Annotated in this window: 26 protein-coding genes and 2 pseudogenes; 12 read left to right on the forward strand and 16 right to left on the reverse strand. The window is 65.4% G+C overall.

The window, feature by feature from the left end:
• Window positions 1-6: 6 nt before the first annotated feature.
• The 4 genes from AC5Y49_RS11900 to AC5Y49_RS11915 all read right to left on the reverse strand — a co-directional run bounded on the left by AC5Y49_RS11900 (window position 7) and on the right by AC5Y49_RS11915 (window position 3,210).
• Window positions 7-1,149 carry a thiolase family protein gene (locus AC5Y49_RS11900; RefSeq protein WP_499887167.1) on the reverse strand — a complete coding sequence of 381 codons (1,143 nt, stop codon included), beginning with the start codon at window positions 1,147-1,149 and terminating at the stop codon, window positions 7-9.
• A 15-nt stretch (window positions 1,150-1,164) separates the two neighbouring features.
• Entirely contained in the window at window positions 1,165-1,578 is a 414-nt protein-coding gene (locus tag AC5Y49_RS11905) for a Zn-ribbon domain-containing OB-fold protein (protein WP_499887169.1), read from the reverse strand.
• Between the two features lie 83 nt (window positions 1,579-1,661).
• Window positions 1,662-2,651 carry an LLM class F420-dependent oxidoreductase gene (locus AC5Y49_RS11910; protein ID WP_499887171.1) on the reverse strand — a complete coding sequence of 330 codons (990 nt, stop codon included), beginning with the start codon at window positions 2,649-2,651 and terminating at the stop codon, window positions 1,662-1,664.
• Window positions 2,652-2,673: 22 nt separating this feature from the next.
• Window positions 2,674-3,210: a TetR/AcrR family transcriptional regulator gene (locus AC5Y49_RS11915; RefSeq protein WP_499887173.1), complete on the reverse strand. Its 537-nt coding sequence runs from the start codon at window positions 3,208-3,210 to the stop codon at window positions 2,674-2,676.
• A 76-nt stretch (window positions 3,211-3,286) separates the two neighbouring features.
• Here AC5Y49_RS11915 and AC5Y49_RS11920 point away from each other — a divergent pair, with 76 nt between their 5' ends.
• Genes AC5Y49_RS11920 through AC5Y49_RS11935 form a run of 4 tightly spaced genes read left to right on the forward strand, consistent with a single transcriptional unit; the run spans window position 3,287 to window position 6,405 of the window.
• Window positions 3,287-4,492: an FAD-dependent monooxygenase gene (locus tag AC5Y49_RS11920; protein ID WP_499887174.1), complete on the forward strand. Its 1,206-nt coding sequence runs from the start codon at window positions 3,287-3,289 to the stop codon at window positions 4,490-4,492.
• A gap of 3 nt (window positions 4,493-4,495) precedes the next feature.
• Window positions 4,496-5,359 carry an LLM class F420-dependent oxidoreductase gene (locus tag AC5Y49_RS11925; RefSeq protein ID WP_499887176.1) on the forward strand — a complete coding sequence of 288 codons (864 nt, stop codon included), beginning with the start codon at window positions 4,496-4,498 and terminating at the stop codon, window positions 5,357-5,359.
• Between the two features lie 10 nt (window positions 5,360-5,369).
• Window positions 5,370-5,795, forward strand: a complete 426-nt coding sequence (locus tag AC5Y49_RS11930) for a pyridoxamine 5'-phosphate oxidase family protein (protein WP_499887178.1) — start codon at window positions 5,370-5,372, stop codon at window positions 5,793-5,795.
• A gap of 4 nt (window positions 5,796-5,799) precedes the next feature.
• Window positions 5,800-6,405: a class I SAM-dependent methyltransferase gene (locus tag AC5Y49_RS11935; protein WP_499887180.1), complete on the forward strand. Its 606-nt coding sequence runs from the start codon at window positions 5,800-5,802 to the stop codon at window positions 6,403-6,405.
• 5 nt (window positions 6,406-6,410) lie between these two features.
• On the opposite strand, the gene AC5Y49_RS11940 is transcribed toward AC5Y49_RS11935, so the two are convergent.
• Window positions 6,411-8,543 (reverse strand): 3-hydroxyacyl-CoA dehydrogenase NAD-binding domain-containing protein, encoded by a 2,133-nt coding sequence (locus tag AC5Y49_RS11940; protein WP_499887182.1) that lies wholly within the window; start codon window positions 8,541-8,543, stop codon window positions 6,411-6,413.
• A 5-nt stretch (window positions 8,544-8,548) separates the two neighbouring features.
• A complete protein-coding gene (locus AC5Y49_RS11945; RefSeq protein WP_499887184.1) occupies window positions 8,549-9,760 on the reverse strand; it encodes an acetyl-CoA C-acetyltransferase in 1,212 nt (403 codons plus the stop codon).
• 192 nt (window positions 9,761-9,952) lie between these two features.
• Between AC5Y49_RS11945 and AC5Y49_RS11950 the strand changes: the two genes are divergently transcribed.
• Window positions 9,953-11,146 (forward strand): pyridoxal phosphate-dependent aminotransferase, encoded by a 1,194-nt coding sequence (locus tag AC5Y49_RS11950; protein WP_499887269.1) that lies wholly within the window; start codon window positions 9,953-9,955, stop codon window positions 11,144-11,146.
• Here the strand turns inward: AC5Y49_RS11950 and AC5Y49_RS11955 are convergent.
• Genes AC5Y49_RS11955 through AC5Y49_RS11965 form a run of 3 tightly spaced genes read right to left on the reverse strand, consistent with a single transcriptional unit; the run spans window position 11,121 to window position 12,221 of the window.
• On the reverse strand, window positions 11,121-11,576 hold the full coding sequence (locus tag AC5Y49_RS11955) for an SRPBCC family protein (RefSeq protein ID WP_499887186.1): 456 nt from the start codon (window positions 11,574-11,576) through the stop codon (window positions 11,121-11,123). The genes AC5Y49_RS11950 and AC5Y49_RS11955 overlap by 26 nt on opposite strands.
• A gap of 11 nt (window positions 11,577-11,587) precedes the next feature.
• Entirely contained in the window at window positions 11,588-12,043 is a 456-nt protein-coding gene (locus AC5Y49_RS11960) for an SRPBCC family protein (RefSeq protein WP_499887188.1), read from the reverse strand.
• Between the two features lie 40 nt (window positions 12,044-12,083).
• On the reverse strand, window positions 12,084-12,221 hold the full coding sequence (locus AC5Y49_RS11965; RefSeq protein ID WP_499887190.1) for a hypothetical protein: 138 nt from the start codon (window positions 12,219-12,221) through the stop codon (window positions 12,084-12,086).
• A gap of 290 nt (window positions 12,222-12,511) precedes the next feature.
• Here AC5Y49_RS11965 and AC5Y49_RS11970 point away from each other — a divergent pair, with 290 nt between their 5' ends.
• Window positions 12,512-13,354 carry a class I SAM-dependent methyltransferase gene (locus AC5Y49_RS11970; protein WP_499887192.1) on the forward strand — a complete coding sequence of 281 codons (843 nt, stop codon included), beginning with the start codon at window positions 12,512-12,514 and terminating at the stop codon, window positions 13,352-13,354.
• A 283-nt stretch (window positions 13,355-13,637) separates the two neighbouring features.
• Here AC5Y49_RS11970 and AC5Y49_RS11975 read toward each other — a convergent pair whose 3' ends face one another.
• Window positions 13,638-14,084, reverse strand: coding sequence for an SRPBCC family protein (locus AC5Y49_RS11975; protein WP_499887194.1), 447 nt, complete (start codon window positions 14,082-14,084; stop codon window positions 13,638-13,640).
• 65 nt (window positions 14,085-14,149) lie between these two features.
• Between AC5Y49_RS11975 and AC5Y49_RS11980 the strand changes: the two genes are divergently transcribed.
• Window positions 14,150-15,817 carry an alpha-keto acid decarboxylase family protein gene (locus AC5Y49_RS11980; protein ID WP_499887196.1) on the forward strand — a complete coding sequence of 556 codons (1,668 nt, stop codon included), beginning with the start codon at window positions 14,150-14,152 and terminating at the stop codon, window positions 15,815-15,817.
• A 9-nt stretch (window positions 15,818-15,826) separates the two neighbouring features.
• On the opposite strand, the gene AC5Y49_RS11985 is transcribed toward AC5Y49_RS11980, so the two are convergent.
• The 4 genes from AC5Y49_RS11985 to AC5Y49_RS12000 are packed head-to-tail and all read right to left on the reverse strand — an operon-like array spanning window position 15,827 to window position 19,289.
• A complete protein-coding gene (locus AC5Y49_RS11985) occupies window positions 15,827-16,021 on the reverse strand; it encodes a (2Fe-2S)-binding protein (RefSeq protein ID WP_499887198.1) in 195 nt (64 codons plus the stop codon).
• Between the two features lie 12 nt (window positions 16,022-16,033).
• On the reverse strand, window positions 16,034-16,633 hold the full coding sequence (locus AC5Y49_RS11990) for a fatty-acid--CoA ligase (protein WP_499887271.1): 600 nt from the start codon (window positions 16,631-16,633) through the stop codon (window positions 16,034-16,036).
• A 26-nt stretch (window positions 16,634-16,659) separates the two neighbouring features.
• Complete coding sequence (locus tag AC5Y49_RS11995; protein ID WP_499887273.1) at window positions 16,660-18,063, reverse strand: FadD3 family acyl-CoA ligase; 1,404 nt, start codon at window positions 18,061-18,063, stop codon at window positions 16,660-16,662.
• Window positions 18,064-18,098: 35 nt separating this feature from the next.
• Window positions 18,099-19,289 (reverse strand): amidohydrolase family protein, encoded by a 1,191-nt coding sequence (locus tag AC5Y49_RS12000; RefSeq protein WP_499887200.1) that lies wholly within the window; start codon window positions 19,287-19,289, stop codon window positions 18,099-18,101.
• A gap of 200 nt (window positions 19,290-19,489) precedes the next feature.
• Between AC5Y49_RS12000 and AC5Y49_RS12005 the strand changes: the two genes are divergently transcribed.
• Together AC5Y49_RS12005 and AC5Y49_RS12010 are read left to right on the forward strand one after the other, a co-directional pair.
• Window positions 19,490-20,230, forward strand: a complete 741-nt coding sequence (locus tag AC5Y49_RS12005; RefSeq protein WP_499887202.1) for an enoyl-CoA hydratase/isomerase family protein — start codon at window positions 19,490-19,492, stop codon at window positions 20,228-20,230.
• An 89-nt stretch (window positions 20,231-20,319) separates the two neighbouring features.
• Entirely contained in the window at window positions 20,320-20,643 is a 324-nt protein-coding gene (locus AC5Y49_RS12010) for an Rv2576c family protein (protein WP_499887275.1), read from the forward strand.
• On the opposite strand, the gene AC5Y49_RS12015 is transcribed toward AC5Y49_RS12010, so the two are convergent.
• Window positions 20,634-21,233: a TetR/AcrR family transcriptional regulator gene (locus AC5Y49_RS12015; protein WP_499887204.1), complete on the reverse strand. Its 600-nt coding sequence runs from the start codon at window positions 21,231-21,233 to the stop codon at window positions 20,634-20,636. The genes AC5Y49_RS12010 and AC5Y49_RS12015 overlap by 10 nt on opposite strands.
• 191 nt (window positions 21,234-21,424) lie before the next feature.
• Here AC5Y49_RS12015 and AC5Y49_RS12020 point away from each other — a divergent pair, with 191 nt between their 5' ends.
• Both AC5Y49_RS12020 and AC5Y49_RS12025 read left to right on the forward strand, forming a co-directional pair.
• Window positions 21,425-22,702: a cytochrome P450 gene (locus tag AC5Y49_RS12020; protein WP_499887206.1), complete on the forward strand. Its 1,278-nt coding sequence runs from the start codon at window positions 21,425-21,427 to the stop codon at window positions 22,700-22,702.
• Window positions 22,699-23,045 (forward strand): annotated as a pseudogene (locus tag AC5Y49_RS12025) (SDR family NAD(P)-dependent oxidoreductase); the annotation flags it as partial. The gene AC5Y49_RS12020 and the pseudogene AC5Y49_RS12025, both read left to right, overlap by 4 nt.
• Window positions 23,046-23,093: 48 nt before the next feature.
• On the opposite strand, the pseudogene AC5Y49_RS12030 reads toward AC5Y49_RS12025, so the two are convergent.
• Window positions 23,094-23,360, reverse strand: a pseudogene (locus AC5Y49_RS12030) (integrase core domain-containing protein); the annotation flags it as partial.
• A gap of 190 nt (window positions 23,361-23,550) precedes the next feature.
• Here AC5Y49_RS12030 and istA point away from each other — a divergent pair.
• Window positions 23,551-25,065 carry an IS21 family transposase gene (gene istA, locus AC5Y49_RS12035; protein ID WP_499887208.1) on the forward strand — a complete coding sequence of 505 codons (1,515 nt, stop codon included), beginning with the start codon at window positions 23,551-23,553 and terminating at the stop codon, window positions 25,063-25,065.
• Window positions 25,066-25,077: the final 12 nt, after the last annotated feature.

A 25,077-nucleotide genomic window follows, 5' to 3' on the forward strand; every position in this document is an offset into this window, starting at 1 on the left:
CCACCTCTAGAGCGTCAGGATCGTCGCCGAGGCGGTGCCGGGCGCGCCGTACACCTGCGCCAAGCCGACGCGGGGGTTGCCGGGAACCTGCCGCTCGCCGGCCTCGCCGCGCAGCTGCCGCACCAGTTCGTGCACCTGCCGCAATCCCGAGGCGCCGATCGGCTCACCGTTGGCGATCAGACCGCCGTCGGTGTTGACCGGAATCGAGCCGTGAATCTCGGTGGCACCGTCGGCCACCAGCTTCTCTTGCTCGCCGTCGGCGCACAGCCCCGTTTCGGCCATGTGGATGACCTCGGCGCCGGCGTCGGTGTCCTGCAGTTGGGCAATGTCGACGTCCTCGGGACCGATGCCGGCAGCGTCGTAAGCGGCTCTGGCCGCATACACCGTCGGCGACGCGTCCTCGTCCAGCGGCGCCGACGTGGCGTGCACTTCGTAGGCGCCGAACCGCCGGGTGCGGATCTCACTGGCTTGCACGTACACCGGCTTGTCGGTGAACTTGCGCGCAATGTCGCTGCGACACATGATCACCGCGGCCGCGCCCTCGTCGGGCGCGCAGAACATGTACTGCGTCAACGGGTAGTTGAGCACGGCCGAGTTGAGGATCTCCTCCTCCGGGATCGGCTTGCGGCGGAAAGCATTCGGGTTCATCGCGCCATTGCGGAAGTTTTTGGCGGCTACTTTGGCCAGCGTGCCTTGCGAGATGTTGTGGTCGTGAATGTACTTGTTGGCCTTCATTCCGAAGAACTTGGTGGTGACGAACTGCCCGTTCTCCGCATACCACTGCGGCAACGCCAGCTTGGCCGGGTCGTCGGTGAACGCGCCGCGCGGGTGCTTATCCAAGCCGATAGCGATGCCGATGTCGTACTTGCCCAACCGAATGGTGTCGGCGGTCTGCTGGATGGCGCTGGCAGCAGTGGCACAGGCGTTGAACACGTTGGTGAACGTGATACCGGTCAGGCCGACCAGGCGGGTCACCGCGTCCGGGTTGGATACTTCGTAGCTGCCGCCAAAGCCGAATTGGATGTCCTTCCAGTCCAGACCGGCATCGGCCAGTGCGGCCTGAATCGCGTCGGCGCCCATCTGCATCGCGGTCTTGTCGAATCGGCCGAACGGGTGCAGACCCACTCCGATGATGGCTACGTCGTTCATCGCTTGACTTTCTGATCAGGCCGGCTGGAAGGCGAACGTCACGACCTCGTTGCCCTCCTCGTCGGTGGTAAACGGCACCATGGTCAGCTCGACGTCCATGCCGAACTGCAGCTTGTCCGGATCGTTTTCGGTCAGGCGGCCCTCGACGCGGATCACGTCGCCGAGTTGCACCAAGCCGACCCCGAAGGGAGTGAAGGCCTTCCCCGTCGGTCCCGCATAGGGAGGCCCCGGGGGAAAACCCTGGGTGGTCCAGGCCACCAGGGTTCCGCGGCGGGGGAGCAACAGCTCGGACATTGCGGCGCCGCTGCACCGCGGGCACCGCTGCTGCACCGGGAACGTGGTGGCCCCGCAGCCGTCGCATTGGCTGCCGATCAATTGCGGACTGTCGTCAGGCCAGGTCGAGATGTCGGGCGCCAGTGCCTTCTGCATCGAACGATCCTCCTAGTACGACACGAGAATAATGCTGACTAGACGGTACAACAACGTTCGATTAAAGCGGAAATCACATTCTCCTAGCTCAGGGCCGGGATCACCTCACGCTCGAAGAGGTCGAGGCCCGAGCGGTCATAGGCCGCCTCGGGGAAGTAACAGATCACGTATTGGCAGCCGAGGTCGCGCAGGCGCTCGAGTCGCTCGACGACTTGCTCGGTTGTGCCGGTCGCCGACTCGGGTCCGCTGGTGCCGGCGATCATCGAATCCGCCGCAGCTTCGGGTACGTAGCCGGCCAACCGGTCGCGGACCCGGCTCAGCCGGTCATTGACCTCGGCCTCGGTGGCGCCGACGACGGTGTTGAGGTTGGCCGAGCGCACGATGGCATCGAAATCAGTACCCACGTCGCGACAATGCTGCGCCAGCATGTCGGATTTGTGAGCGAAGGCCTCGGGCTCGGGCGTGAAGTTGGTGTACTGCGCATACTTAGCGGCGATGCGCAGCGTCACCTTCTCGCCGCCCCCGGCGATCCACAACGGAATGCCGCTGGCCTGCAAGGGCTTGGGCGCGACGATTGCGCCGTCGACCTGGTAATGCTCGCCATCGAAGCTGACTGTGCCGTCCCGCCAGGCGTCGCGCATGATCTGGACGCCTTCGTCGAGCCGTCCCAGTCGTTTGCCCGCAGACGGGAACCCGTAACCGTAAGCGCGCCACTCGTGTTCGTACCAGCCGCCGCCGATACCCATTTGGATCCGGCCTCCGGAGATGATGTCGGCGGTGGCGGCCACCTTGGCCAGATAGACCGGATTGCGGTAGCTGATCGCCGTGCACATCTGGCCGAGTTTGATGCGTGATGTCGTCGCCGCGTAGGCCGACATCAACGACCATGCCTCGTGGGTGGCTTCGCCGGTGGGCATCGGCACAGTGTGGAAGTGGTCGTACACCCACAACGAATCCCATGCGCTGTCGTCGGCGTAGCCGGCCAGCTCGCGCATCACCGCCCAGTGCTTGTCGGGTTCGATGCCGACCAGATCCAATCGCCAGCCCTGCGGAATGAAAAGCCCAAAGCGCATAACTTGGGACTTTAACCCCGCATCAGATGCCCAGGGCGGCGAGCGCCCCGTCGACCGACGCGGCCCGCGCCTTGTCCAGCGGCGCATCGATGAAGTGCATGCAGCAATCCTGCAGACCGCCGAACGCGATCACCGCACGGGCGGCTTGTTCCAGGGTCGGCGCTGGTCCGAACACCAGCCTGCCGAGTCGTTCGCGCCAGGCCAGCACCTTCTCGATCAAGTCCAGGTCCTCGAGGATCGCGAATTCGGCAAGGACCACGACGAGGTCCCGCCGATGCCGGTAATGGAAGTCGAAGTACCCCTCGAGCAACTCGCGCACATCGGTGTGACCACGCTGCTCTTGCTCGACGACGAACTGCTCGCCGTCGTCGATCAGCGGTTGGACAATGCTGCGTACCAGTTCTTCTCGTGACGGAAAGTGGTAGTACAACGCCGGTTTCGTGATTCCCAGCTTGTCGGCGATGTCTTGCAAGCTGGTCCGTTGCACGCCTTGTTGCACGAACAGTTCCCGCGCGGCGTCTTGGATGCGCTCGCGGGTATCGGAGCGCGGCCTGGTCACCGTGCCAGTTTAACTGACTTACCGGTAGGTAAGCGACCATGATAGGCTTACCTATCGGTAAGTAAGGAGGTGCGAGATGCGGGTACTGATCTCGGGCGCGAGCATCGCCGGACCGGTGCTGGCGTTTTGGCTGGACCGGTATGGATTCGACGTGACCGTCGTCGAGCGCGCGCCGACCTTGCGCAAAACCGGTGGCCATGCCGTCGATTTGTTCCGCCCGGCGATGGAAATCTCGGCCAAGATGGGCGTGCTCCCCCGCATCGAGGCGCACGCCACCGACACGACGCGGCTGAGTATCTACCGCGGCGACGCCGAGCGACCGATCCGCGTCGACCTCGCCAAGATCTACCGCGCCGCCTCCGACCGGCATGTCGAGGTCATGCGCGACGACCTCAGCGAAATCTATTACGACGCCACCGATGTGGAGTACCTGTTCGGTGACTCGATCACGGCCATCTCCCCCGACGGCGAGGTGACATTCGAGCACGCGGCTCCCCGCAGGTTCGACGTCGTGGTCGGCGCCGACGGGTTGCATTCCAATGTGCGGCGGCTGGCGTTCGGTGACGACGCCGGTTTCACTCAGCACCTCGGGGGTTACCTGGCAGTCGCGTCGGCACCGAAATCGCTGGTGCCCGATGGCGAGATGGTCGGTCAGGTCGACATCGGCCGCATCGCGGGGATCTACAGCGCACAGCATCTGGACGACGCGCGGGTGCTGTTCATGTTCCACAGCCCTGAACTCCAATACCACCATCGAGACGTACTGCGGCAGAAGGACATACTGCGCGACGCGTTCACCGGAATGGCGCCGCGGGTGGACGGCTGGCTCGAACAGCTCGACACGACGCCGGCGTTCTACTTCGACGCGATCACCCAACTGCAACTCGAGCGCTGGTCGCGCGGGCGAGTCACGCTGGTCGGCGACGCCGGCTACTGCCCGGGGCCGGCGGTGGGCGGCAGCACCAGCCTCGCAGTGATCGGCGCGTACGTCTTGGCCGGCGAATTGGCCCGCGCGGGCGGCGATCACCCGGCGGCGTTCGCAGCCTACGAACAACAGATGCGCGAACCGGTGCGCCGCAGCCGTGCGTTCGCACGCAAAGCCGCGAAAACCGTCGTCCCAGGCTCGACGGCCGCGCTGTGGGCGGTGACGCGGGGTGCGCAACTGGTGTCGGCGCTGCCCACCCCGCTCACCCGGGCGGTCGCGGAGCTCAACACCAAGGGTGTACGCATGCACGACTCGATACCGGTGCCCGATTACGGTGCAAGCGTTTGGCAACATTGACGCATGGAACTTACCGGTATCGGGGTATGGAGTAGTCAACTGCGATACGGCGATCCAGCCGAATCCGCCGAAGCAGCAATCGAATTAGAGGAGCTCGGCTTCGAAGCGCTGTGGATTCCCGATGTCGGCGGGCCGGTGTTGGAGGCGGTGGGTAACCTGCTGGCCGCAACCAAGCGGACGGTGATCGCCACCGGGATTCTGAACCTGTGGATGCACTCACCGGACGATGTCGCGGCCGGCTATGCCGATTTGGCCGCCGCTCATGGTGACCGTTTCCTGCTGGGAATCGGTGTCAGCCACGCCCCGCTGATCGACTCTCGCGAGCCGGGCAAATACCGCAAGCCGCTGGCGGCGACGGCGTCGTTCCTGGACGGCTTGGATGCCGCGCAGCATCCGGTGCCGGCCGGACAACGGGTGCTGGCCGCGCTCGGCCCGAAAATGCTGGCCTTGGCGGCGAGCCGCGCCCGCGGCGCCCACCCGTACCTGGTCACCCCGGAGCACACCGCGGCCGCCCGCGCGGTTCTGGGCGAAGGTCCGCTGCTGCTGCCGGAGCAGACCGTGATCTTGACCGGCAGCGCCGATGAGGCGCGCGCCATCGGAACTGATTGGCTGCGCTCGTATTTGGCGTTGCCGAACTACGCCAACAACCTGCTGCGCAGCGGCTTCTCGCCAGACGATTTGGCGCAGGTCAGTGATCGGCTCTTCGACGCGGTCATTGTCTGGGGCGACGAGGACACCATCATGCGCCGGGTGGCCGAACATCAGGCCGCCGGCGCCGACCATGTCTGCCTACAGGTGCTGCTGGCTGACCCGACCGTCTTCCCGCGTGAGCAGTGGCGCCGCCTCGCTGTCGCCTGCCGCGGCTAGCCTGGCGTACATGCCGCTCTCTGATGACGAACGCGAACATTTTCTGGCCGAGCCGCATATCGCCGCGTTGTCGGTGAGTGCGGGCGATAATCGCGGACCGTTGACGGTGCCGATCTGGTATCACTATGCGCCGGGCGCCCAGCCGTGGGTGCTGACCGGAGCGGGGTCACGCAAGGCGCGGCTCATCGAAGCGGCCGGCTACTTCTCGTTGATGGTCGAACGGCTCGAGCCGACGGTGCGCTACGTCGCGGTCGACGGGCCGGTCAGCCGAATCGAGCCGGGCACTGACGATCAACTCGTCGAACTGGCCCGCCGCTACCTGGCACCAGAACGCGTCGACGCCTATTTGGACTACGCCCGCAACGAACTGGGTGAGAATGTCGTCATCTACCTGCAACCGCAGCACTGGCTGTCCGCTGACCTTGGGGAGCTGTGAGGTTATGGCATCGAGGCACCGGCTGTTTCGGGTCTTCTACCGACTCGGTTTCACGCCGTGGGACGGTCATCCGCAGTCGCCGACGCTGCGCGGACTCGTCGAGGGAAGCAATGCATTGCCACCCGGGTCAGCGCTGGACCTCGGGTGTGGCACCGGAGACGCGTCGATTTATCTGGCGCAACACGGATGGCAAGTCACCGGAGCGGATTTCGTACCGAAGGCCCTCGACGAGGCCCGCGCAAAAGCCCGCGCCGCCGACGTCACGGTCGATTTCGTCCACGCCGATGTCACGCACCTCAGTCACTCCGGGATCGGAGCCGACTTTCAGATGATCGTGGACAACGGCTGCTTCCACGGCATGAGCGACGGCGATCGTGACCTTTACGTCCAAGAGGTCAGCGCGATCGCCGCCCCGGGCGCGCGGCTGTTCATGATCGCCTTTCAGCCCAGTGGCCGCTTCGGGCCGCAAGGAGTCGATCAAGCCGAGATCGAGCGCCGCTTCACGCCCGCATGGACGCTGCTGTCCGCCGCCGATGAACCGCGGTGGACATCTCAAAACAGATTCGCAGCGCGGTTTACGGCGCGCAGCTACGTTCTACAGCGCCAGTAGCCGCGTTACGTCAACGACTTCGGCGGGGTGAACCGGTCGCCGTACTTGGCGGCCAGCTCGCGGGCGCGGGCGACGAAGCCGTCCTTACCGCCCGGGTAGCCGACGATGTACTGCGCGGTGCCACCGGTCCACGGCGGGAACCCGATGCCCATGATCGAGCCGATGTTGGCGTCGGCCGTCGACGTCAATACACCCTCGTCAAGGCACTTCTGGGTTTCCAGGGCCTCGGCGAACAACATCCGGTCGATCATGTCCTGCAGCGGCGGCTGCGAGCTGCCGGAGTTGAACGTCTCGCGCAGGCCCGGCCACAACCCGGTCCGCTTGCCGTCGACGTATTCGTAGAACCCGGCGCCCTTGAGCCGGCTGGGCCGCTCGAGCTCGATCATCTTCTCGACGACGGCTTCCGCCGGGTGCGGCTCATAGCTGCCGCCGGCATCCTCGACACCCTTGCGGGTGGCGACGGCGATCTTGTGCATCAGCTCCAAGTTGAGCTCGTCGGACAGCTGCAGCGGCGGGGCCGGGTAGCCGGCCTGGCTGCCCGCGTGCTCAATCGAAGCCGGCTCCACGCCCTCGCCGAGCATCGCCAGCGCCTCGTTGACGAAGGTGCCGATCACGCGGGAGGTGTAGAAGCCGCGGCTGTCGTTGACCACGATCGGGGTCTTGCCGATGGCCAGCGTGTAGTCGAACACCCGGGCCAGCGCTTCGTCAGAAGTCTTCTCGCCCTTGATGATTTCCACCAGCGGCATCTTGTCGACCGGCGAGAAGAAGTGGATCCCGATGAAGTCCTCTTGCCGCTTGACCCCGGTCGCCAGACCGGTGATCGGCAACGTGGAGGTGTTGGATCCCAGCAGCGCGTTGGGCTCGACGACGTCTTCGATCTCCTGGAACACCTTGTGCTTGAGTTCCTGGTTCTCGAACACCGCCTCGATCACGAAGTCGACGCCGGCCAGGTCGGAAGCCTCACCGGTGGGGGTGATCCGGTCCAGCAGCGCCTTGGACTTTTCCTCGGTGGTCTTGCCACGCTCGAGCGCCTTGGCTTCCAGCTTTTCCGAGTAGCCCTTGCCTTTAGCGGCGGCTTCCGCACTCACATCTTTGAGCACCACGTCGTAGCCGGCTTTGGCCGAGACGTAGGCGATGCCGGCGCCCATCATGCCGGCACCCAGCACGCCGATCTTCTTGATCGGGATCTGACCGATGCCATCCGGCCGCGAGCCGCCGCCGTTGATGTGCTGCAAGTCGAAGAAGAACGCCTGGATCATGTTCTTGGCCACCTGGCCGGTGACCAGCGAGGCAAAGTAGCGGCTCTCGATGCGGCTGGCGGTGTCGAAGTCGACCTGCGCGCCCTCCACTGCGGCCGACAGGATCGCGCGCGGTGCGGGCATCGGCGCGCCCTTGAGCTGCTTGCGCAGGTTCGACGGGAACGACGGCAGGATGGCGGCCAGCGACGGCGACGCCGGGGTGCCGCCGGGCATCTTGTAGCCCTTGACGTCCCACGGTTGGGTGTGGCTGTCGGGGTTGGCCTTGATCCACGCCTTGGCGGCGGGTACGAGCTCCTCGACGCTGCCCAGCACCTCGTCGACCAGACCCATGTCCTTGGCCTTGGCCGGCTTGAACCGGGTGCCCTGAGCGAGCACGTTGACGAACGCGTTCTGGATACCCAGCATCCGCACGGTGCGGGTCACGCCGCCGCCACCGGGCAACAGCCCCAGTGTCGCCTCGGGCAAGCCGATCTGGCTGCCTTTGACGTCGGCGGCGATGCGGTGGTGACATGCCAGCGCGATCTCCAGACCCCCGCCCAGCGCGGCGCCGTTGATGGCGGCGACGACGGGCTTGCCGAACGTCTCCAGGGTGCGCAGGTCTTTCTTGACCCGTTCGACCGTGTCGAACGCCTGCCCGGCGTCTTCCGGACCGAGGTTGATCATGCCCTTGAGGTCACCGCCGGCGAAGAAGGTCTTCTTCGCGCTGGTGATGACCACGCCGCTGATCGAATCCGCCTCCGCGACAAGGCGTTCAACGGCCTTGCTCATCGACTCGGCGTAGTGCTCGTTCATCACGTTGGCCGACCCGGTCGGGTCGTCCAGGGTCAGCGTGACGATGCCGTCGGCGTCCTTGTCCCACTGAATCGTGTTCTCAGGCATGTGCGTTAAACCCTCTCGATGATCGTCGCGACGCCCATGCCGCCGCCGATGCACAACGTGACCAATGCGCGCCGGGCGTTGCGGCGCTCCAGTTCGTCGACCATGGTGCCGAGGATCATCGCGCCGGTGGCACCCAACGGGTGGCCCATCGCGATCGCGCCACCGTTGACGTTGAGCTTCTCGTCGGGGATGTTCAGGTCCGTCTGGAACTTCAACACCACCGAGGCGAACGCCTCGTTGAGCTCGAACAGGTCGATGTCGTCGACGGTCAGTCCGGCCCGGTCGAGCACCTTACGGGTGGCCGGGGTCGGACCGGTCAGCATGATCGTCGGCTCGGAGCCGCTGGTGGCGGTCGCGACGATGCGCGCCCGCGGGGTCAAACCCTGCGACTGGCCGGCCTTTTCGCTACCGACCAGCACCAGCGCGGCGCCGTCGACGATGCCCGAGCTGTTGCCGCCGGTGTGCACGTGGTCGATCTTCTCCACCCAGTGGTACTTCTGCAGCGCCACGTCGTCGAAGCCGCCCAGCGCCGCGACGTCCTTGAAGGCGGGCTTGAGCTTGGCCAGGCCCTCCATCGTGGTGTCGGGCCGCATGTGCTCGTCGTGGTCGAGGATCAGCAGGCCGTTCTGGTCGCGGACCGGCACCACCGACTTGGCGAAGTAGCCGCCCGACCATGCCTCGGCCGCTTTCTCCTGGCTGCGCAGCGCGTAGGCGTCGACGTCTTCGCGCGAGAATCCCTCGATGGTCGCGATCAGGTCGGCGCCGATGCCCTGCGGCACGAAGCCCAGGTCGTAGTTGGTGGCCGGGTCCAACGCCCAGGCGCCGCCGTCGGAGCCCATCGGCACCCGGCTCATCGACTCCACTCCGCCGGCCAGCACCAGGTCGTCCCAGCCGGAGCGCACCTTCTGGGCGGCGGTGTTGACCGCCTCCAGGCCCGATGCGCAGAACCGGTTGAGCTGCACACCGCCGGTGGTGTCGGGCAGGCCCGCGGCCAGCACCGCGGTGCGGGCGATGTCGCCGCCCTGGTCGCCGACCGGCGAGACGACGCCGAGGATCATGTCGCTGATCAGGTTCTCGTCGAGGTCAGGAAAGCGGTTGCGCAGCTCGTCGACCAGGCCAACGACCAGGTTCAGCGGCTTGACCTCGTTCAGCGACCCGTTGCGCTGCTTGCCGCGCGGGGTGCGGATGGCTTCGTATACGAAGGCTTCTTCGGACATGGCTGATTCCTCTTCAACACGTGGGTTTCGGATCCGTCCATCGGGGACGCTAGTCCTCTGTCGACCAGCCTAACAGCCCGGCCGATCAACCTGTTGGTTGGGAGCTCCTTGGCCGCCGAACGTGAAGCCAAGTTCACGCTCACCGCCGAGCGTGAAAGTAAGTTCACGTTCGACGTCCTAGGCTCGATCACCATGACGGTGTCGCGGCTGCGGCCGTATGCGACGACGGTGTTCGCCGAGATGTCGGCGCTGGCCGCGCGCATCGGCGCGGTGAATCTCGGGCAGGGCTTTCCTGACGAGGACGGGCCGCCGGCAATGCTCAAGGCCGCTCAGGACGCCATCGCCGACGGCGTCAACCAGTACCCCCCGGGCCTGGGCATCGCACCGCTGCGAGAAGCCGTCGCCGCGCAACGCAAGCGGCATTTCGGCATCGACTACGACCCGGACAGCGAGGTGCTGGTCACCGTCGGTGCCACCGAGGCCATCGCGTCGGCGGTGCTGGGCTTGGTCGAACCCGGCGCCGAGGTGATCCTGATCCAGCCGTTCTACGACTCGTACTCGCCGGTGGTGGCCATGGCCGGAGCACAGCGGGTCGTGGTGCCACTGGTGCCCGAAGGTCGGGGCTTCGCCCTCGACATCGAGGCGCTGCGGGCGGCGGTGACACCGCGGACCAAGGCGCTGATCGTCAACTCGCCGCACAACCCGACCGGCATGGTGCTGACCGAGGCCGAGCTGACGGCGATCGCGGAAATCGCGAGCCAAGCCGATCTGCTGGTGATCACCGACGAGGTCTACGAGCACCTCGTCTACGACGGCCGGCGGCATCTACCACTGGCCGGCTTCGACGGGATGGCCGAGCGCACGATCACCATCTCCAGCGCCGCCAAGATGTTCAATTGCACTGGATGGAAGATCGGATGGGCATGTGGCCCAGCCGAACTCATCATCGGGCTGCGCGCGGCCAAACAGTACTTGAGCTACGTCGGCGGCGCACCGTTTCAACCGGCGGTGGCCCACGCGCTGAACACCGAAGAGGCCTGGGTGGCCGCGCTGCGGGCCTCGTTTCAGCAACGACGCGACCGGCTCGCCGACGGGCTGACGGAGATCGGCTTCGAGGTACACGACAGCTCGGGCACCTACTTTCTGTGTGCCGACCCGCGGCCGCTCGGCTACGACGACAGCGCGGAGTTCTGCGCGGCGCTACCGGAGCAGGTCGGCGTGGCCGCGATCCCGATGTCGGCGTTCTGCGACCCGGACGTCGGCAAGGTGTGGAATCACCTGGTGCGCTTCACCTTTGCCAAACGCGACGACACTCTCGACGAGGCGATCCGCCGACTGGCGGCGCTGCGGGACGGGCCGCCTATTTCGGTTGGCGTGCGCCCTTGATACCCAAGACTTGTTGACGCAGACCCTCGGTCGCCGTGCGCAACACGATGTTGCTGGCCCGCTTGACGAGGAACTCGGGCACCGGCCCTGACGGTTCAACGGTGATGTCGAAACGCACTCGCGTCTTGTCGACACCTTCACGCATGAGGCGGTACTCGACATGCTGTCCGCGTTGCTGAAAGGTCTCTTCGGCATCCCACACCACCCAGTCGGGTCCCCAGTGATACTCCAGAATCTCCTTGTCGACCAGGCCGAAGATCTTGACGGTCGCTCGCACATGATGCGGCCGACCGTCCTCGTAGCGGTCGAGCACGTCGATCCGTTTGTGCACGGTTGACCACGACGTCAAAGTGCTGACGTCGGCAAGCGCCGCCATCACGACATCCGGCGGCGCATCGATGATGATTTCTCGCGACACTTGTACAGCCACCGGCGCGTCCCTCAGCCCGGTTGATCCGAGCGGTCCACGCCCATGACCCGCCTGCGCAGCCCCTCGGTGGCGGCGTTGAGGATTCTCTTGCGAGCCCGGTTGATCAGAAACTCCGGCAGCGGCGCCGACGGCTCCATGGTGATGTCGAACCGCACGCGGGTTTTGTCGTCGCCTTCGCGCTGCAACGTGTACTCGACGTGCTGCGCATGTTGCTGACCCGTTCTGTACGCATCCCAGACCAGCCAGTCGGGGCCCCAGTGGTATTCGAGTACTTCCTTGTCGACGATGCCGACCACCTTGACGGTGACCTTTACGTGGTGCGGCCGACCGTCGGGATAACAGTCCAGCACCTCGGCACGTTTGTGAACCGAGGACCAGGACGGCACCGAGCCAATGTCAGCTAGCGCGTCGAGGATCGCATCCGGCGGCGCGTCGATGACGATTTCGCGTGATGCTCGTACGGCCACTGGCACCAAGCTTATAACCGGCCCGGGCTAGTCACCGGGATTACCAGCCGATGTCGGCCAGTGCCGTCGTGCCGGCCGGCGGCGGCCCGACCGGACCCGCCGGCGTGCGGGAAAACCGTGGCGCCGGGGCGGCCTGCTCGACGCCGTGAGAATTGATCACTGTGTCGCGTGCGGTCATGTGTGCATCGGCGGCCGCTCCGGCCATCCCCCTGCAAGCTGCGGTACCCCCGCGCGGTCGCGCGTCTTCGCTGTGCCGCCGAAAACACTACAAGCAGCCATTGGTCACACTCAGCACCTGCTCACGCAAACCCTCGGTCGTCGCACCAGCGTGCACGTATTGTCCAGTGCACCTGAACCAGGACAATGCGAGATTCGTGGACATTGAGTGACGTTGCAGCGGCGGGCGGGCCGCGGGCTCGGCGTCGGGATCGGGGCCGGAGGCCCCAGTGGTTTGTGCGGAGGTTCACGGTGGTCAGACGACGATGGAACGAATCGGACGAGGCCAAGAGCATCTACGTCAAGGAGCTATTTTCGGCGCTGGCGAAGCGCTACGACGTGATGACCGATGTGTGGACGTTGGGGCTTCATCGCGTGTGGAAGCGGCAGGCCATGGAGCTTTGCGCCCTCCGGCCCGGCGAACGCGTGCTGGATGTTGCGACCGGGACGGGCGATCTGGCGTTCGTGGAGGCGGCGGCGGTCGGGCCGGAAGGCGAGGTCGCGGGCGTCGACTCCTGCACGGCGATGCTTGAGGTCGCTCGGCGGCGGCAGCGCGGGGCCGTCGACTTCCAGGAGGGCGACGCCATGGACCTGCGGTTCCCGGATGCGTCGTTCGACGTGGTCACGATCGGCTTCGGGCTGCGCAACGTTGCCGACCGCGGTCAGGCGCTGCGTGAGTTCCGGCGCGTCCTGCGGCCGGACGGCCGGCTGATGGTGCTCGATTTCAGCACGCCGAATTCGAAGACGCTGAAAGCCGTTCACGACTTTCTCTACTTCGTCGCGATGGAGAGGGTTGGCTGGGCCGTGGCCTGGCATCGCGACGCCCATCATTACACCGCCGATTCGATCCGAACCTGGTTGTCGCGGGAGGAGCTGAGCAAGATGATGCTGGAAGCGGGCTTCGATGATGCACGCTACATCTCGCTGAGCACCGGGTTCGCAACGGTCCATTTCGGTTTGCGCGCGGCCAAGCCGCCAGGCCTCCGGCGCGACGACGACGGCGAGTTGTCCCTGCAAGGCTTTCTCGACTCAGGTGCGCTCAATCAGCACCACCATGCCGAGGGTGGAGATACTGGCGACGCGGCCGGGGCCTAACGACACGACCTGGCATGTCAGCCCGACTGTGGTCTGCCGGCGGGACGATCTGGTGGCGGGCGCATGGAGCGGCGCTTGCGGTTCTGACGATGCTCTATGCGGGGCCTTGGCACCTTGGCTGTCGCTCGGGAAAGCGGTGTTCGACGCGGGACTTGCGCTGCAGACCGGAAGTTTGGGATGGGTCGCCCTGTTGCGGAACAAAAAGCCGATCTGTTCCGAAGATGCCCGAATCCGGGCTCTTTCGACTCATCCGCCAACCGAATGGGACCGCTTCTCAAAAGTACTAGGTGCGACCTTTCCTTACGGTGAGCACCCTCTTGCGCAGACCGTCGGTGGCGGTTTCCATGCCGCCTTTCATGGTGCGTTTGAGCAGAAATCCCGGAATCGGCACGGACGGATCCACGTCCATGTCGAATCTGACCTTGGTCTTGTCGCCCTGGGGGGTCAGTGTGTACTTGGCGTCCTGGGCCTTCAACTGTCCCGCGGACACCAATGTCCAACTGACGCTATCGGCTGTCCAGGTGTACTCGACGACCTGCTCATCGGTGAGGCCGGCGGCCTTGATTTTCATCTTCACCCGACGCGGCCGCCCGTTGTCGTGGGTCTCGAGTATCTCGGCGCTCTGGTATTGGGGCGACCACGCCGGCGTGTTCTCGACGTCGGCGATGACGTCGAGGATCTCCTCCGGGCTCGCTTCGATCACCACTTCGCGGGAATCCTTCACTGCCATGGCCCGCACGATAGCGATGCGGCGCCTTCCCGGTGGTGTTTTCGGCGCAGCGTAGCGTCGGTCTGGTGAGTGCCTACACTGTCGGTGATTACCTGCTGGACCGCCTCGCCGAACTGGGCGTTGCGCATGTCTTCGGTGTTCCCGGCGACTACAACCTCGAATTCCTCGACCACGTCGTTGCCCATCCCGACCTTCGGTGGGTCGGCAATGCCAACGAGCTCAATGCCGGCTATGCCGCCGACGGCTATGGTCGGCTCCGCGGAATGGCAGCTGTGGTAACGACGTTCGGGGTCGGTGAGTTGTCGGTAGCCAATGCGATCGCCGGCAGCTACGCCGAACACGTTCCGGTGGTGCACATCGTGGGCGGCCCGTCGAAAGACGCTCAGGGCACCCGGCGGGCACTTCATCATTCGCTCGGCGACGGTGATTTCGAGCATTTCCTGCGGATCAGCCGGGAAATCACCTGCGCGCAAGCCAGTCTCATGCCCGCAACGGCAACCCGCGAAATCGACCGGGTGCTGTCGGAAGTCCGCGAGCAGAAGCGGCCCGGCTACCTGCTGCTGCCCACCGATGTGGCGCGTTTCGAAACCGAGCCGCCCGCTGCGCCGTTGCCGCGTTACACCGGGGGCACCAGCCCGCGAGCGCTGTCGCTGTTCGCCGATGCCGCAACCGAACTGATCGCTGAGCACCAGCTCACGGTCCTGGCGGACTTCCTCGTGCATCGACTGCATGCGGTCGACGAACTCGAGGCGCTGCTGGCCGCCGACGTGGTGCCGCATGCCACGCTGATGTGGGGCAAAAGCCTGGTCGACGAGAGCTCGCCCAACTTTTTGGGCATCTATGCCGGCGCGGCCAGCGCTGAGCCGGTACGCCGTGCGATCGAAGAGGCGCCGGTTTTGGTCACCGCGGGCGTGGTGTTCACCGACATGGTCAGCGGGTTCTTCAGCCAGCGCATCGACCCGGCGCGCACCATCGATATCAGCGGGCAACAAAGCACCGTCGGCACACGGGTTTTCGCTCCGGTGGAGTTGTCAGCGGCGTTGGAGGCACTCACTGAAATCCTGGCCCGACGTGCCGTGCGCTCGCCGGCGGTCGTGGCCACGTCCGACGACGTCAGCCGGGATCCACCGGAGCGAAGCCAGCCGCTGAGCCAGGAGGTTTTGTGGGACAGGCTGTGTGAGGCGCTCACGCCGGGCAATGTTGTGCTCGCCGATCAGGGCACCTCGTTCTACGGTATGGCAGCACACCGGCTTCCGCGCGGGGTGACCTTTATCGGTCAGCCGCTTTGGGGGTCGATCGGTTACACGCTGCCCGCGACGCTCGGCGCGGGGCTCGCCCATCCGGATCGCCGGCCGGTGCTGCTGATCGGTGACGGCGCAGCCCAGCTCACCGTGCAGGAGCTCGGCGTCTTCTCCCGCGAGAAGCTGTCACCGGTGGTCGTGGTGGTCAACAACGACGGCTACACCGTCGAACGGGCGATTCATGGAAAGACGGCCCCCTACAACGACATTGTGCGCTGGGACTGGTCGGGAGTCGCGGCCGCGTTGGGCGTGACCAACCACCTGGCATTTCGGGCGGAAACCTACGGCGAACTCGACGACGCCCTGACCGCCGCCGCCGAGCATCAAGACCAGATGGTGCTCGTCGAAGCCGTCGTCCCGCGCTTCGACATTCCTGAACTGCTCACCGAACTGGCGCGGCCCACCTCGCCCGACGGCAGCGCGCGACGCTAGCGCGCGTCTCTAACGGCGGTCGCAAGCCACTCCGTCTCGGGTGCTGCCGGCCGCTTCCAAAATGGCACGCAGGGTGTGCCGGCAGCGGCGGCAGTCGGCACCCACGCCGCACACCTCGGCGATCTCCTTGGTCGTCGAGGCTCCGTCGGCGACCACCTCGGCCACCATCTGGCTGGTGACGCCGTTGCACAGGCAGACGAACATACCGCGGCCCGCTCAGTCCTCGATCCGCATCATGTCCATGAACCTGCCCACGAACAACGGCGGGTAGGGTCCCATCCCGGGACGGATCATCCACTGCGCGGCGGCGTCCGGATGCTCGATCCAGTTCCGCACACTGTCCTCGTCGTCGAGTTCCTGCAGGATCATCACTTCCTGCCCGTCGTCGAAAGCCCGGAAAAGCCACGTCTTCCGAATGCCCGCAGCGGTGAACTCGTCGAGCGCGCGATGTACTTCCAGGCTCATCGCCTGCACGTCATCGACGGCTGCAATCGCGGCGACGACCACCCCGGGTGCCCGCGGTTTCGCCGGTGGGGAGGACTCGAACCGTTCGACGACCTCCCCGGCGAAGACCGCTGGAATGTCTTCGACGCCCACGGCATCGAACCAGTCGAAGAAGACCCGCGACCTCAGCAGCTCCACGATCGGCTCTCGGCTGCGCACACCGATCATCACCAGTACGCGCCCGTAGTCGTGGGTGGACTTGTAGACCAGCACATGGTGTGCGCCGATGTCCGCGAGCGCGGCTTTGCGGCGCTGCAGCAGCGGCCACACCCGGTCGGGATTCGGCACTCGGTAATCCGATGCAATCACCATCGAATGCGGGTGCGGCTCGACGGCGCTCACCGAAGTTTGTCCTTCATCACCTTGCCGGTGGCGTTCAGCGGCAGCTCGTCGAGGAACTCGACGTATCGCGGCGCTTTGAAGCCGGCCATCCGCTGCCGGGACCAGGCGATCAAATCACCTTCGGACACCGGTGTTTTCGGCACCACGAAGGCTTTGCCCACCTGGCCGAGTCGCTCGTCGGGAACACCGATCACAGCGGCCTGGGCAACTGCGGGGTGTTCCAGCAGGAAGCCCTCGATCTCGGCCGGGTAGGCGTTGAACCCGCCCACGATGAACATGTCCTTCTTGCGCCCGTCGATCCGTAGCCGACCCGCCGCGTCAAGCGTACCCATATCGCCGGTGTGCAACCATCCTTCGGCGTCGATTGCCTGGGCGGTCGCGGCGGGCTCGTCCAGATAGCCCTGCATGACGCCGTAGCCGCGGGCCAGCACCTCGCCGTCGTCGGCGATGCGCACCTCAACTCCCTCGCAGGGCAGACCCGCAGTTGTGGCCACCGCCTCGAAGGAATCACCGGGCCGGGACAAGGTGACGTTGCCGGCCTCGGTCAGGCCGTAACCGGTCATCAACGTCTGGAAAGGCAGTTCACCGTGTATCCGCCGGACCAGTTCGACAGGGATGTCCGCAGCGCCGGTCACGCCCGCCCGTAGCGTCGACAGCTTGGCCTTGTCGGGGACTGTGAGCAACGAGTGGTACAGCGTCGGCGGCCCGGGCAGCATCGTAATGCGTTCGCGTTCAACCAGATCCACTACCGTGGCGATGTCGAAGACCGCGACCGGAAGCATCGTTGCGCCGCGGAGGAAAGACGCGATGAGACCCGCTTTCAAGCCGAACGTGTGAAAGTACGGGTTGATCATCAAGTAGCGGTCGCCTTCACGCAGATCTGCGAGTGTGGCCCACTCTTCGTACATCCGCAGCGTCTGTTGATGATTCATCATCGCGCCCTTCGGGCGACCGGTCGTGCCCGACGTGAAGATGATGTCGGCAATATCGGTGCCGCTCACCGCCCGCTCGAACGGAGACCCATGGGACAGCACGTCGGATTTCAGATCGACGACCGGTATCCCCGCCGGCACGGTGTAGTCCTGCCCCAGAAAGCCTTTCTGAACCAGGACGGCCCTGGCTTGGCTGCGGACGATGATGTCGCCGGCCTCTTCGGCCTTGAACCTCGTGTTGATCGGCACCAGGACGCCACCGGCGGTGAGAAGTCCGAACGCCGCGATGATCCATTCCGCGCAGTTCGGTGCCCAGATGGCCACTCGATCGCCCTCGCTAATACCGATGTCAGCGAAAGCGCCTGCTGCGCGGCGGATTCGATCGACAACCTGGGTGAATGACAAGCGCAGCGGACCGTCGACAATCGCTTCCGCGTCGCCGAACCGGTCCGCCGCACTCAAGACCATCTCGGGGATGGTCCGCCACGGTCGATTGGCCGGCGTCACACCGTGACGAGACGACCGAGGTTGCCGCCCATGATCTTTGCCTGGTCCTCAGCGGGCAGGTGTGACAGCGCGTTGACGTAGTAGGTCGGCTCGGCCAGCCCTTCTGGATGCGGCCAGTCCGAGCCGTAGAGCACCTGATCCACACCGACGAGGTTGACTAGATCGTCGATGCCGTCCTCGAAGAACGGGCTGACGTGAATGCGGTTCTTGACCATCTCCACGGGATCGCTCGGGAAAGCTTCGGGGGCCTTGCGGAAGACCTCGGCCAAGCCGTCCAGCAACGGGGTCATCCACTTCGAACCGGCCTCGACGATTGCGACCTTCAGCTTCGGGTGGCGGTAGAGCGCGCCGTGAATCACCCACGACCCCACCGAGTCCTGGATCGGTCGCCACTCGTTGAGGATGCCCATCGCGTTGGTCTGGAACGGCAGCATCTCCTGGTCGGCACCGTCCCATTCGGAGGTGTACCGGGAGTAGCCACTGTCGCTGGAGTGCATCCCGACCAGCACGTCGTGCTCGACGACCCGCTCCCAGAACGGGTCGAACTCGGGCAGCGCGAACGACCGGGGGCCGCGGAAGCCGGGGACCGGCGCCGGGCGGACCAAAATACAGCGGGCACCGCGCTTAACCACCCACTCCAGCTCCTCGATCGCCTTCTCCACGATCGGCAGGGTGATGACCGGGGTGGTGAAGATCCGGTTCTCGTAGTTGAAGCCCCACACCTCATCGAGCCACTGGTTCAGCGCATGGATCAGGACGTGGATGGCGACCGGGTCGTCGCGCAGCCGCTCCTCGATCAAGCTGGCCAGCGTCGGGAACATCAGGGTGCGGTCCAGGCCCAGCTCGTTCATCTTCTCCAGGCGCGGGCCGGGCTCGAAGAAGGCCGGGATCGCGCGCATCGGCTCCCCGAACAGCTCGCGCTTGCTCTTCCCGTCCGGGTTGCCGTACTTGAAGTACTCCTCCCAGGCGCCCGGCCGGGCGACGACCTCAAAGGTCGGGTTGGGAATGTAGTTGCTGATCACGCCGCGCAGCGCGATCTTGGTGCGACCGTTGATCTGCACGTACTGGACGAAGTCCTTGTACTCCTTGGGCAGGAACTTGGTCAACGCCTCCGGTGGCTCGTACAGATGGTTATCCGCGTCAAAGATCGGAAACGGGACGTCTTCCCGATGCGACAACTGCCCCATGAAATCCTCCTTCGCAGTTTGCGAGAATACTATTCTCACCCAGAGGTTAGCGCAATCCGTTTGGGTCACTATCCCGAGGACCGGCGCCGTCCGCTCCGGGACGCTCTAGTCCAGTTGATCCGGTTCGGCGGTGGGCAACGCGGTCGCGCTGCTATTCTCCGCACCGGAGAACGGCAATATCGCGCGATGGAGAGCGGCGGATGCTGGACGTCGAGATCGACCAGGGGCTGGCGGTGCTCACCATCGACCGCCCACACGCCCGCAACGCCATTGCGCTGGAAACCATGGACCAGTTCGACAAGGCGCTCGACGCTGCCGAGGGATCGAGCGCGCTGGTCATCACCGGCGCGGGTGACCGCGCCTTCGTGTCCGGCGGCGACCTCAAAGAACTCAGCGCAATCCGGACCGAGGACGAAGCGGCGGCGATGGCGCGGCGCATGCGATCGATCTGCGATCGGCTGGCGAACTTTCCAGCGCCGGTGATCGCTGCGCTGAACGGTCACGCGCTCGGCGGTGGCGCCGAGGTCGCCGTCGCCGCCGATATCCGACTGGCCGCCGACGACATCAAGATCGGGTTCAACCAGGTGACGTTGGAGATCATGCCGGCCTGGGGCGGCGCGGAAAGGCTGGCCGCGCTGGTCGGTAAGAGCCGAGCGCTGCTACTGGCCGGGACCGGGACGGTCCTCGACGCCGCCGAAGCCGAACGCATCGGATTGGTCGATCGGGTGTTGCCGCGGTCCACTTTCGACCATGATTGGCGGATGATCGCCCGCGCATTGGCCAGCCGTCCGGCCGGTGAGATCAAGCGTGTGGTGCGCGGCGTTTCGGTTGACGAAGCGGTGCAGGCCTTCGCGCGGCTGTGGGTGAGCGACGCGCACTGGCAGGCCGCCGATCGAGTGATGAACCGCGGCAACAACTCCCGGTCCGGAGGTGCGACGTGACAGCCAGCGGCAGGGCACTCACGGTAGCGGTGGTCCTATTGGCAGCGACAGCCTTGGCCGCGCCGTCGCACGCCGACGACGCCGTTGTCATGCATCACGTCAAATACACCGTCTCGGCGGCCAACCCGATCTACACCGACATCTACTACCTGGATCACGAACCGGCGATCTTCTCCGACTACAGCCACGACCCCTACCAATTCGTGCCCAACGTCAAAGTCGACATCGCCCCGGGCCACCCATGGAGCTTCGAGCTGGACCTGGCAAACCCTGACCAGTGGGCGATGGTCACAGCCAGCACCGGTACCGAACCCGGCACACCGCAACTGCACTGCGATCTGACGGTCGACGGCACCGTCGTGGTGTCCAACGACGGCCCCAAGGGTGTGCTCTGCTCGCTGCGTCACTGGTGAGCCGTTCCGGGATCACCTTCCAGCCGATGTAGATAGCGCTCGACGAACGCCACGGTCTCGGCATGGCCTGCCGACATGCCCAGCGCTTGTTCCATCACCAGCACCCGGGAGACGCTGGTGATCAGGACCGACCACACCAGCGGTGGCACCTCGGCGGGGTCCATCCCGTAGCGCTCCAGCACCACCGATACCGCCTTGTGCTGCTCCTCACGGAAACGCTCAGCGTAGTATGCGATTTCAGCTTTGAGCGCCTTGCGATGATTGGCCAGCGCGACATATTCCATCGTCACCGCGGTAGCCGCTGGATCGAGACTGAACCGCCACAACGCCCACAGTGGTTGCGGCGACTGCAGCGCCTGCGCGTGCAACTCGAGGCCTTCTTCCCCGCGACGGCGAAACGCCGCCAAGAACAGGTCGTCCATCGTGCGGAAGTAATAGTGGACGAGTTGCGGTTTCAGCCCCGCCTTCTCGGCGACGCGGCGGGAAGTGACTGCGGCATAGCCTTCCTCGAGCATCAGCTCCTCCGCCGCGTCGAACAGCACCCCGCGGTTCTTCGCGTCGGGCGCCCCGATTCTGCGTGCGGACGTCATTCGTTGCTCCGAGCTCTCCCCGATGTCCCTGTTGAACACGCCGATCGTAGCGCCGACCCGGCGCTGCACCTTGACCACGACGTTAGCCCCATGCTAAGCAGGTGCTCAGCACTTTCGAGGATCTCGTACGCGGGCGGCGCCATGTCTCGCCGCCGACAGACAGCCCAAGCCTGGAGGAGACGCGTAACCACATGACTACCTTCGAATCGATCGACTTCTTCACCGACGCGTCTCTGGTCCCCGATCCGTACGCCTACTTCGACTACCTACGCGATCAGAACCCTGTGCTTCGGCTGCCGCACCACAACGTCGTCGCCGTCACCGGCTGGGAAGAGGCCAACGCGGTCTACAAGGATCCCGACACGTTCTCGAACTGCGTAGCGCTCGGCGGCCCGTTCCCGCCGTTGCCGTTCGAAGTTGACTGCGACGATCTCAGTTCCCTGATCGACGCTCACCGCGACCAGTTTCCGATGTTCGAGCACATGGTCACCATGGACCCACCGGACCACACCCGCGCCCGGTCGCTGCTGAGCCGGCTATTGACGCCGAGCCGGCTCAAGGAGAACGAGGACTTCATGTGGCGGCTCGCCGACCGCCAGCTCGAGGAATTCCTCGACGAGGGCGAGTGCGAGTTCATCGCCGAATACTCCAAGCCCTTCGCCACTTTGGTGATCGCCGATCTGCTCGGCGTCCCGGAAGAAGACCACAAGGAATTCCGCACGATCCTGGGCGCTGATCGTCCCGGCGCGCGAGTGGGGGCACTCGACCACGAATCGGTGGGCGTCAACCCGCTGGAGTGGCTCGACGACAAGTTCTGCTCCTATATCGAAGACCGGCGTAGCGCGCCGCGCGATGACGTGCTGACCGCGTTGGCGACGGCGAAGTACCCCGATGGATCGACACCCGAGATCATCGAGGTGAGCCGTTCGGCCACCTTCTTGTTCGCCGCCGGCCAGGAGACCACCGCCAAGCTGCTCTCCGCGGCGCTGCAGGTGCTCGGCGACCGGCCCGATGTCCAGGAGCAGCTGCGGAAAGACCGCAGCCTGATTCCGGGATTCATCGAGGAATCCCTGCGGATGGAGAGTCCGGTCAAAAGCGACTCGCGGCTGGCGCGCAAGCCCGCCACCGTCGCCGGTGTCGACATCCCCACCGGCACGATCGTGATGATCCTGCCGGGCGCAGTCAACCGCGATCCGCGCCGGTTCGACAACCCGCACGAATTCCAGCTCGACCGCAAGAATGTGCGTGAGCACATGGCTTTCGCCCGAGGGGTGCATTCTTGCCCGGGTGCGCCGCTCGCCCGGGTGGAGGGCAGAGTGTCGATCGAGCGCATCTTGGACCGGATGCCCGAGCTGCGCATCAACGACGTCAAACACGGACCGGCGGGCGATCGGCGCTACGCCTACGAGCCGACGTATATCCTGCGGGGCCTTAGCGAGCTGCACCTGACCTTCGCTGCCGTGGGGTGAGCGCCGCAGACCGAACGATTGTCATTACGGGCACCGACGACGGCATCGGCGCTGCAGCGGCGTGTCGGTTGAGTCGAAGCGTTGAAAGCGTCGTCATGGTGGGCCGGTCGCAAATCAAAACCCGGTCTTGGCATCAAAATTGGACGGCGACAGCTTCGTGGCGGACTTCACCGATCTGTCTCGAGTGCGTTCGTTGGCGCAGGATTCGCGTTCGCGGTATCCGCGCATTGACGTCCTGGCGAAACAATGGCGGCGACATGAGCAGCAAGCTGCACGTGACGGTCGACGGGTCTGAGCAGCCCTGCCAGGTCAACTAACCCTGGCGCCGTTTCTCTTGACCACCTGCTGTTTGATGTACTGTGAATCGCCCTGGTTTTCCCGGAGGCTCGGGTTATTGGATTCCCACCAGGGGTTGGTCGGTCCGTGGTGCATCGTAGAACGCGGCCTCAAACTCGGTCGGCGGAACGTCGTTGAGGTAGCCGTGCAGTCGGCTGGTGTTGTGCCAGTGCACCCATCCCAGGGTCGCCAGTTCGACGTCGTCGACGGTCTTCCAGGGACCGGTGCGGGTCGGCCCATAGATCAGTTCGGCTTTGTAGTAGCCATTGACCGTCTCCGCCAGAGCATTATCGTAGCTATCCCCGATCGTGCCGATTGTCGGCGGCCACGGAAAACTGCCCAGTGACGGCCATGTAATTGCCCGCTGGCGGTCATGAGAATTGCCCGCTGGCGGTCATGAGATCTGCCCAACGGATTTGTTGTTCGTCCCCCGCGCGCCTTGCGGGTGTGGGACCCCTCCTCGGGTGCGCTGAACGGCGCCAACCGTTGTTCAGTTCCCGAGGAGGGGATGAGTGAAGTCTGCCGAGGAGATCATGGAAATTTTGGAAGCTTACGATTTGACGGGCTCGTTGCGTGATGCCGCCGAGCTGGCGGGGTGTTCGCATCACACGGTGGCGTCGTTGGTGGCCGCGCGGGAGCGGGGTGAGTTGACCCCGGGACGCGCTGAGCGTCGGGACATGCTGGTGGATCCGTATCGGGAGAAACTGGAGGAGTGGGTGGACCGTTCGCGTGGCAAGGTCCGCGCGGATGTGGCCCACGAGAAGCTGATCGGCTTGGGTTTCACGGGTTCGGAGCGCACGACGCGGCGGGCGGTCGCCGAGGCCAAGGCGGCCTATTGGGCAGGGCGCCGGCGAGTGCACAGGCCCTGGGTGGCCGAGCCGGGGATGTGGTTTCAGTACGACTTTGGTGATGGCCCGCGAGTGAATGGTGTTGGTACGCAGTTGTTTTGCGCGTGGCTGGCGTGGTGCCGGTTTAGGGTCGTGCTGGCGTTGTTAGATAAAACGCTGCCGTCGGTGATGGCCGCGATCGATCAGACGCTGCGCCTGTTTGCTGGGGTGCCGACCTACGGGCTGACCGACAACGAGAAGACCGTGACCAGCGAGCACGTGGCCGGGATACCGGTGCGCAATGCGCAGATGCTCGAGTTCTGCAAGCACTATGGTTTGACGATCGCCACGTGCGTGCCGGCCGATCCGGCCAGCAAGGGCGGCAGCGAGAACGCGGTGAAGATCGCCAAAGCGGACCTGGTGCCGACCGAGACGAATTTGCTTGCTGAGTACGGCAGCTTCGCCGAGCTGCAGAGCGCCTGTGCCGAGTTCTGCGGGCAGGTCAACAACCGCGTGCACCGGGTGACCCGGCGCATCCCCGCGGAAATGTTGGTCGAGGAACGCGCCCGGTTGCACCCGCTGCCTGAGCATCCCTATACCGCCGCGTTCGGGGTGACCCGTACGGTGCCGGCCAACACCGCGATGATCGCGTTCGAGTACGGCCAGTACTCGGTGCCGCACATCTTGTGCGGGCAGACGGTGTGGGTGCGCCGCCACGGGGAGCAGATCGTGGTGGTGCATGTCGGTGCTGCCGGTCCAGTCGAGGTCGCCCGCCACGAGCAGACCACGCCGGGATCCCCGCGGATCGCCGATGCGCATTTCCCGCCGCAAGCCGAAGGGCCGTTAGGGCGGACTCCACGTCCGAAAACTGTTGCCGAGAAACAGTTCTTGGCTCTGGGCGAAGGCGCGGGGTTGTGGTTGACCGAGGCGGCCGCCGCGGGGTGTTCCCGCATTAGGGCCAAGATGGCCGAGGCGGTCGAGCTGGCCGCACTCCACGACTCCACCACGGTGGACCGCGCGCTCGGCCAAGCCGCCACCGCGGGCCGCTTCGGTCACGGCGATTTGGCCGCCATCGTGGCCCACCAAGCCGGCGACCCCGACACCACCACCCACACCGAACCGGCGCGGGCCAGCGAGCACAACAGCCTGGCCCAGGGCACCGGCAGCTGGGCCCGGCTTGGTGAGCAGGAGGCGAACTAACGATGGCCTAGC

Source organism: Mycobacterium sp. NGS62, assembly GCF_059812285.1.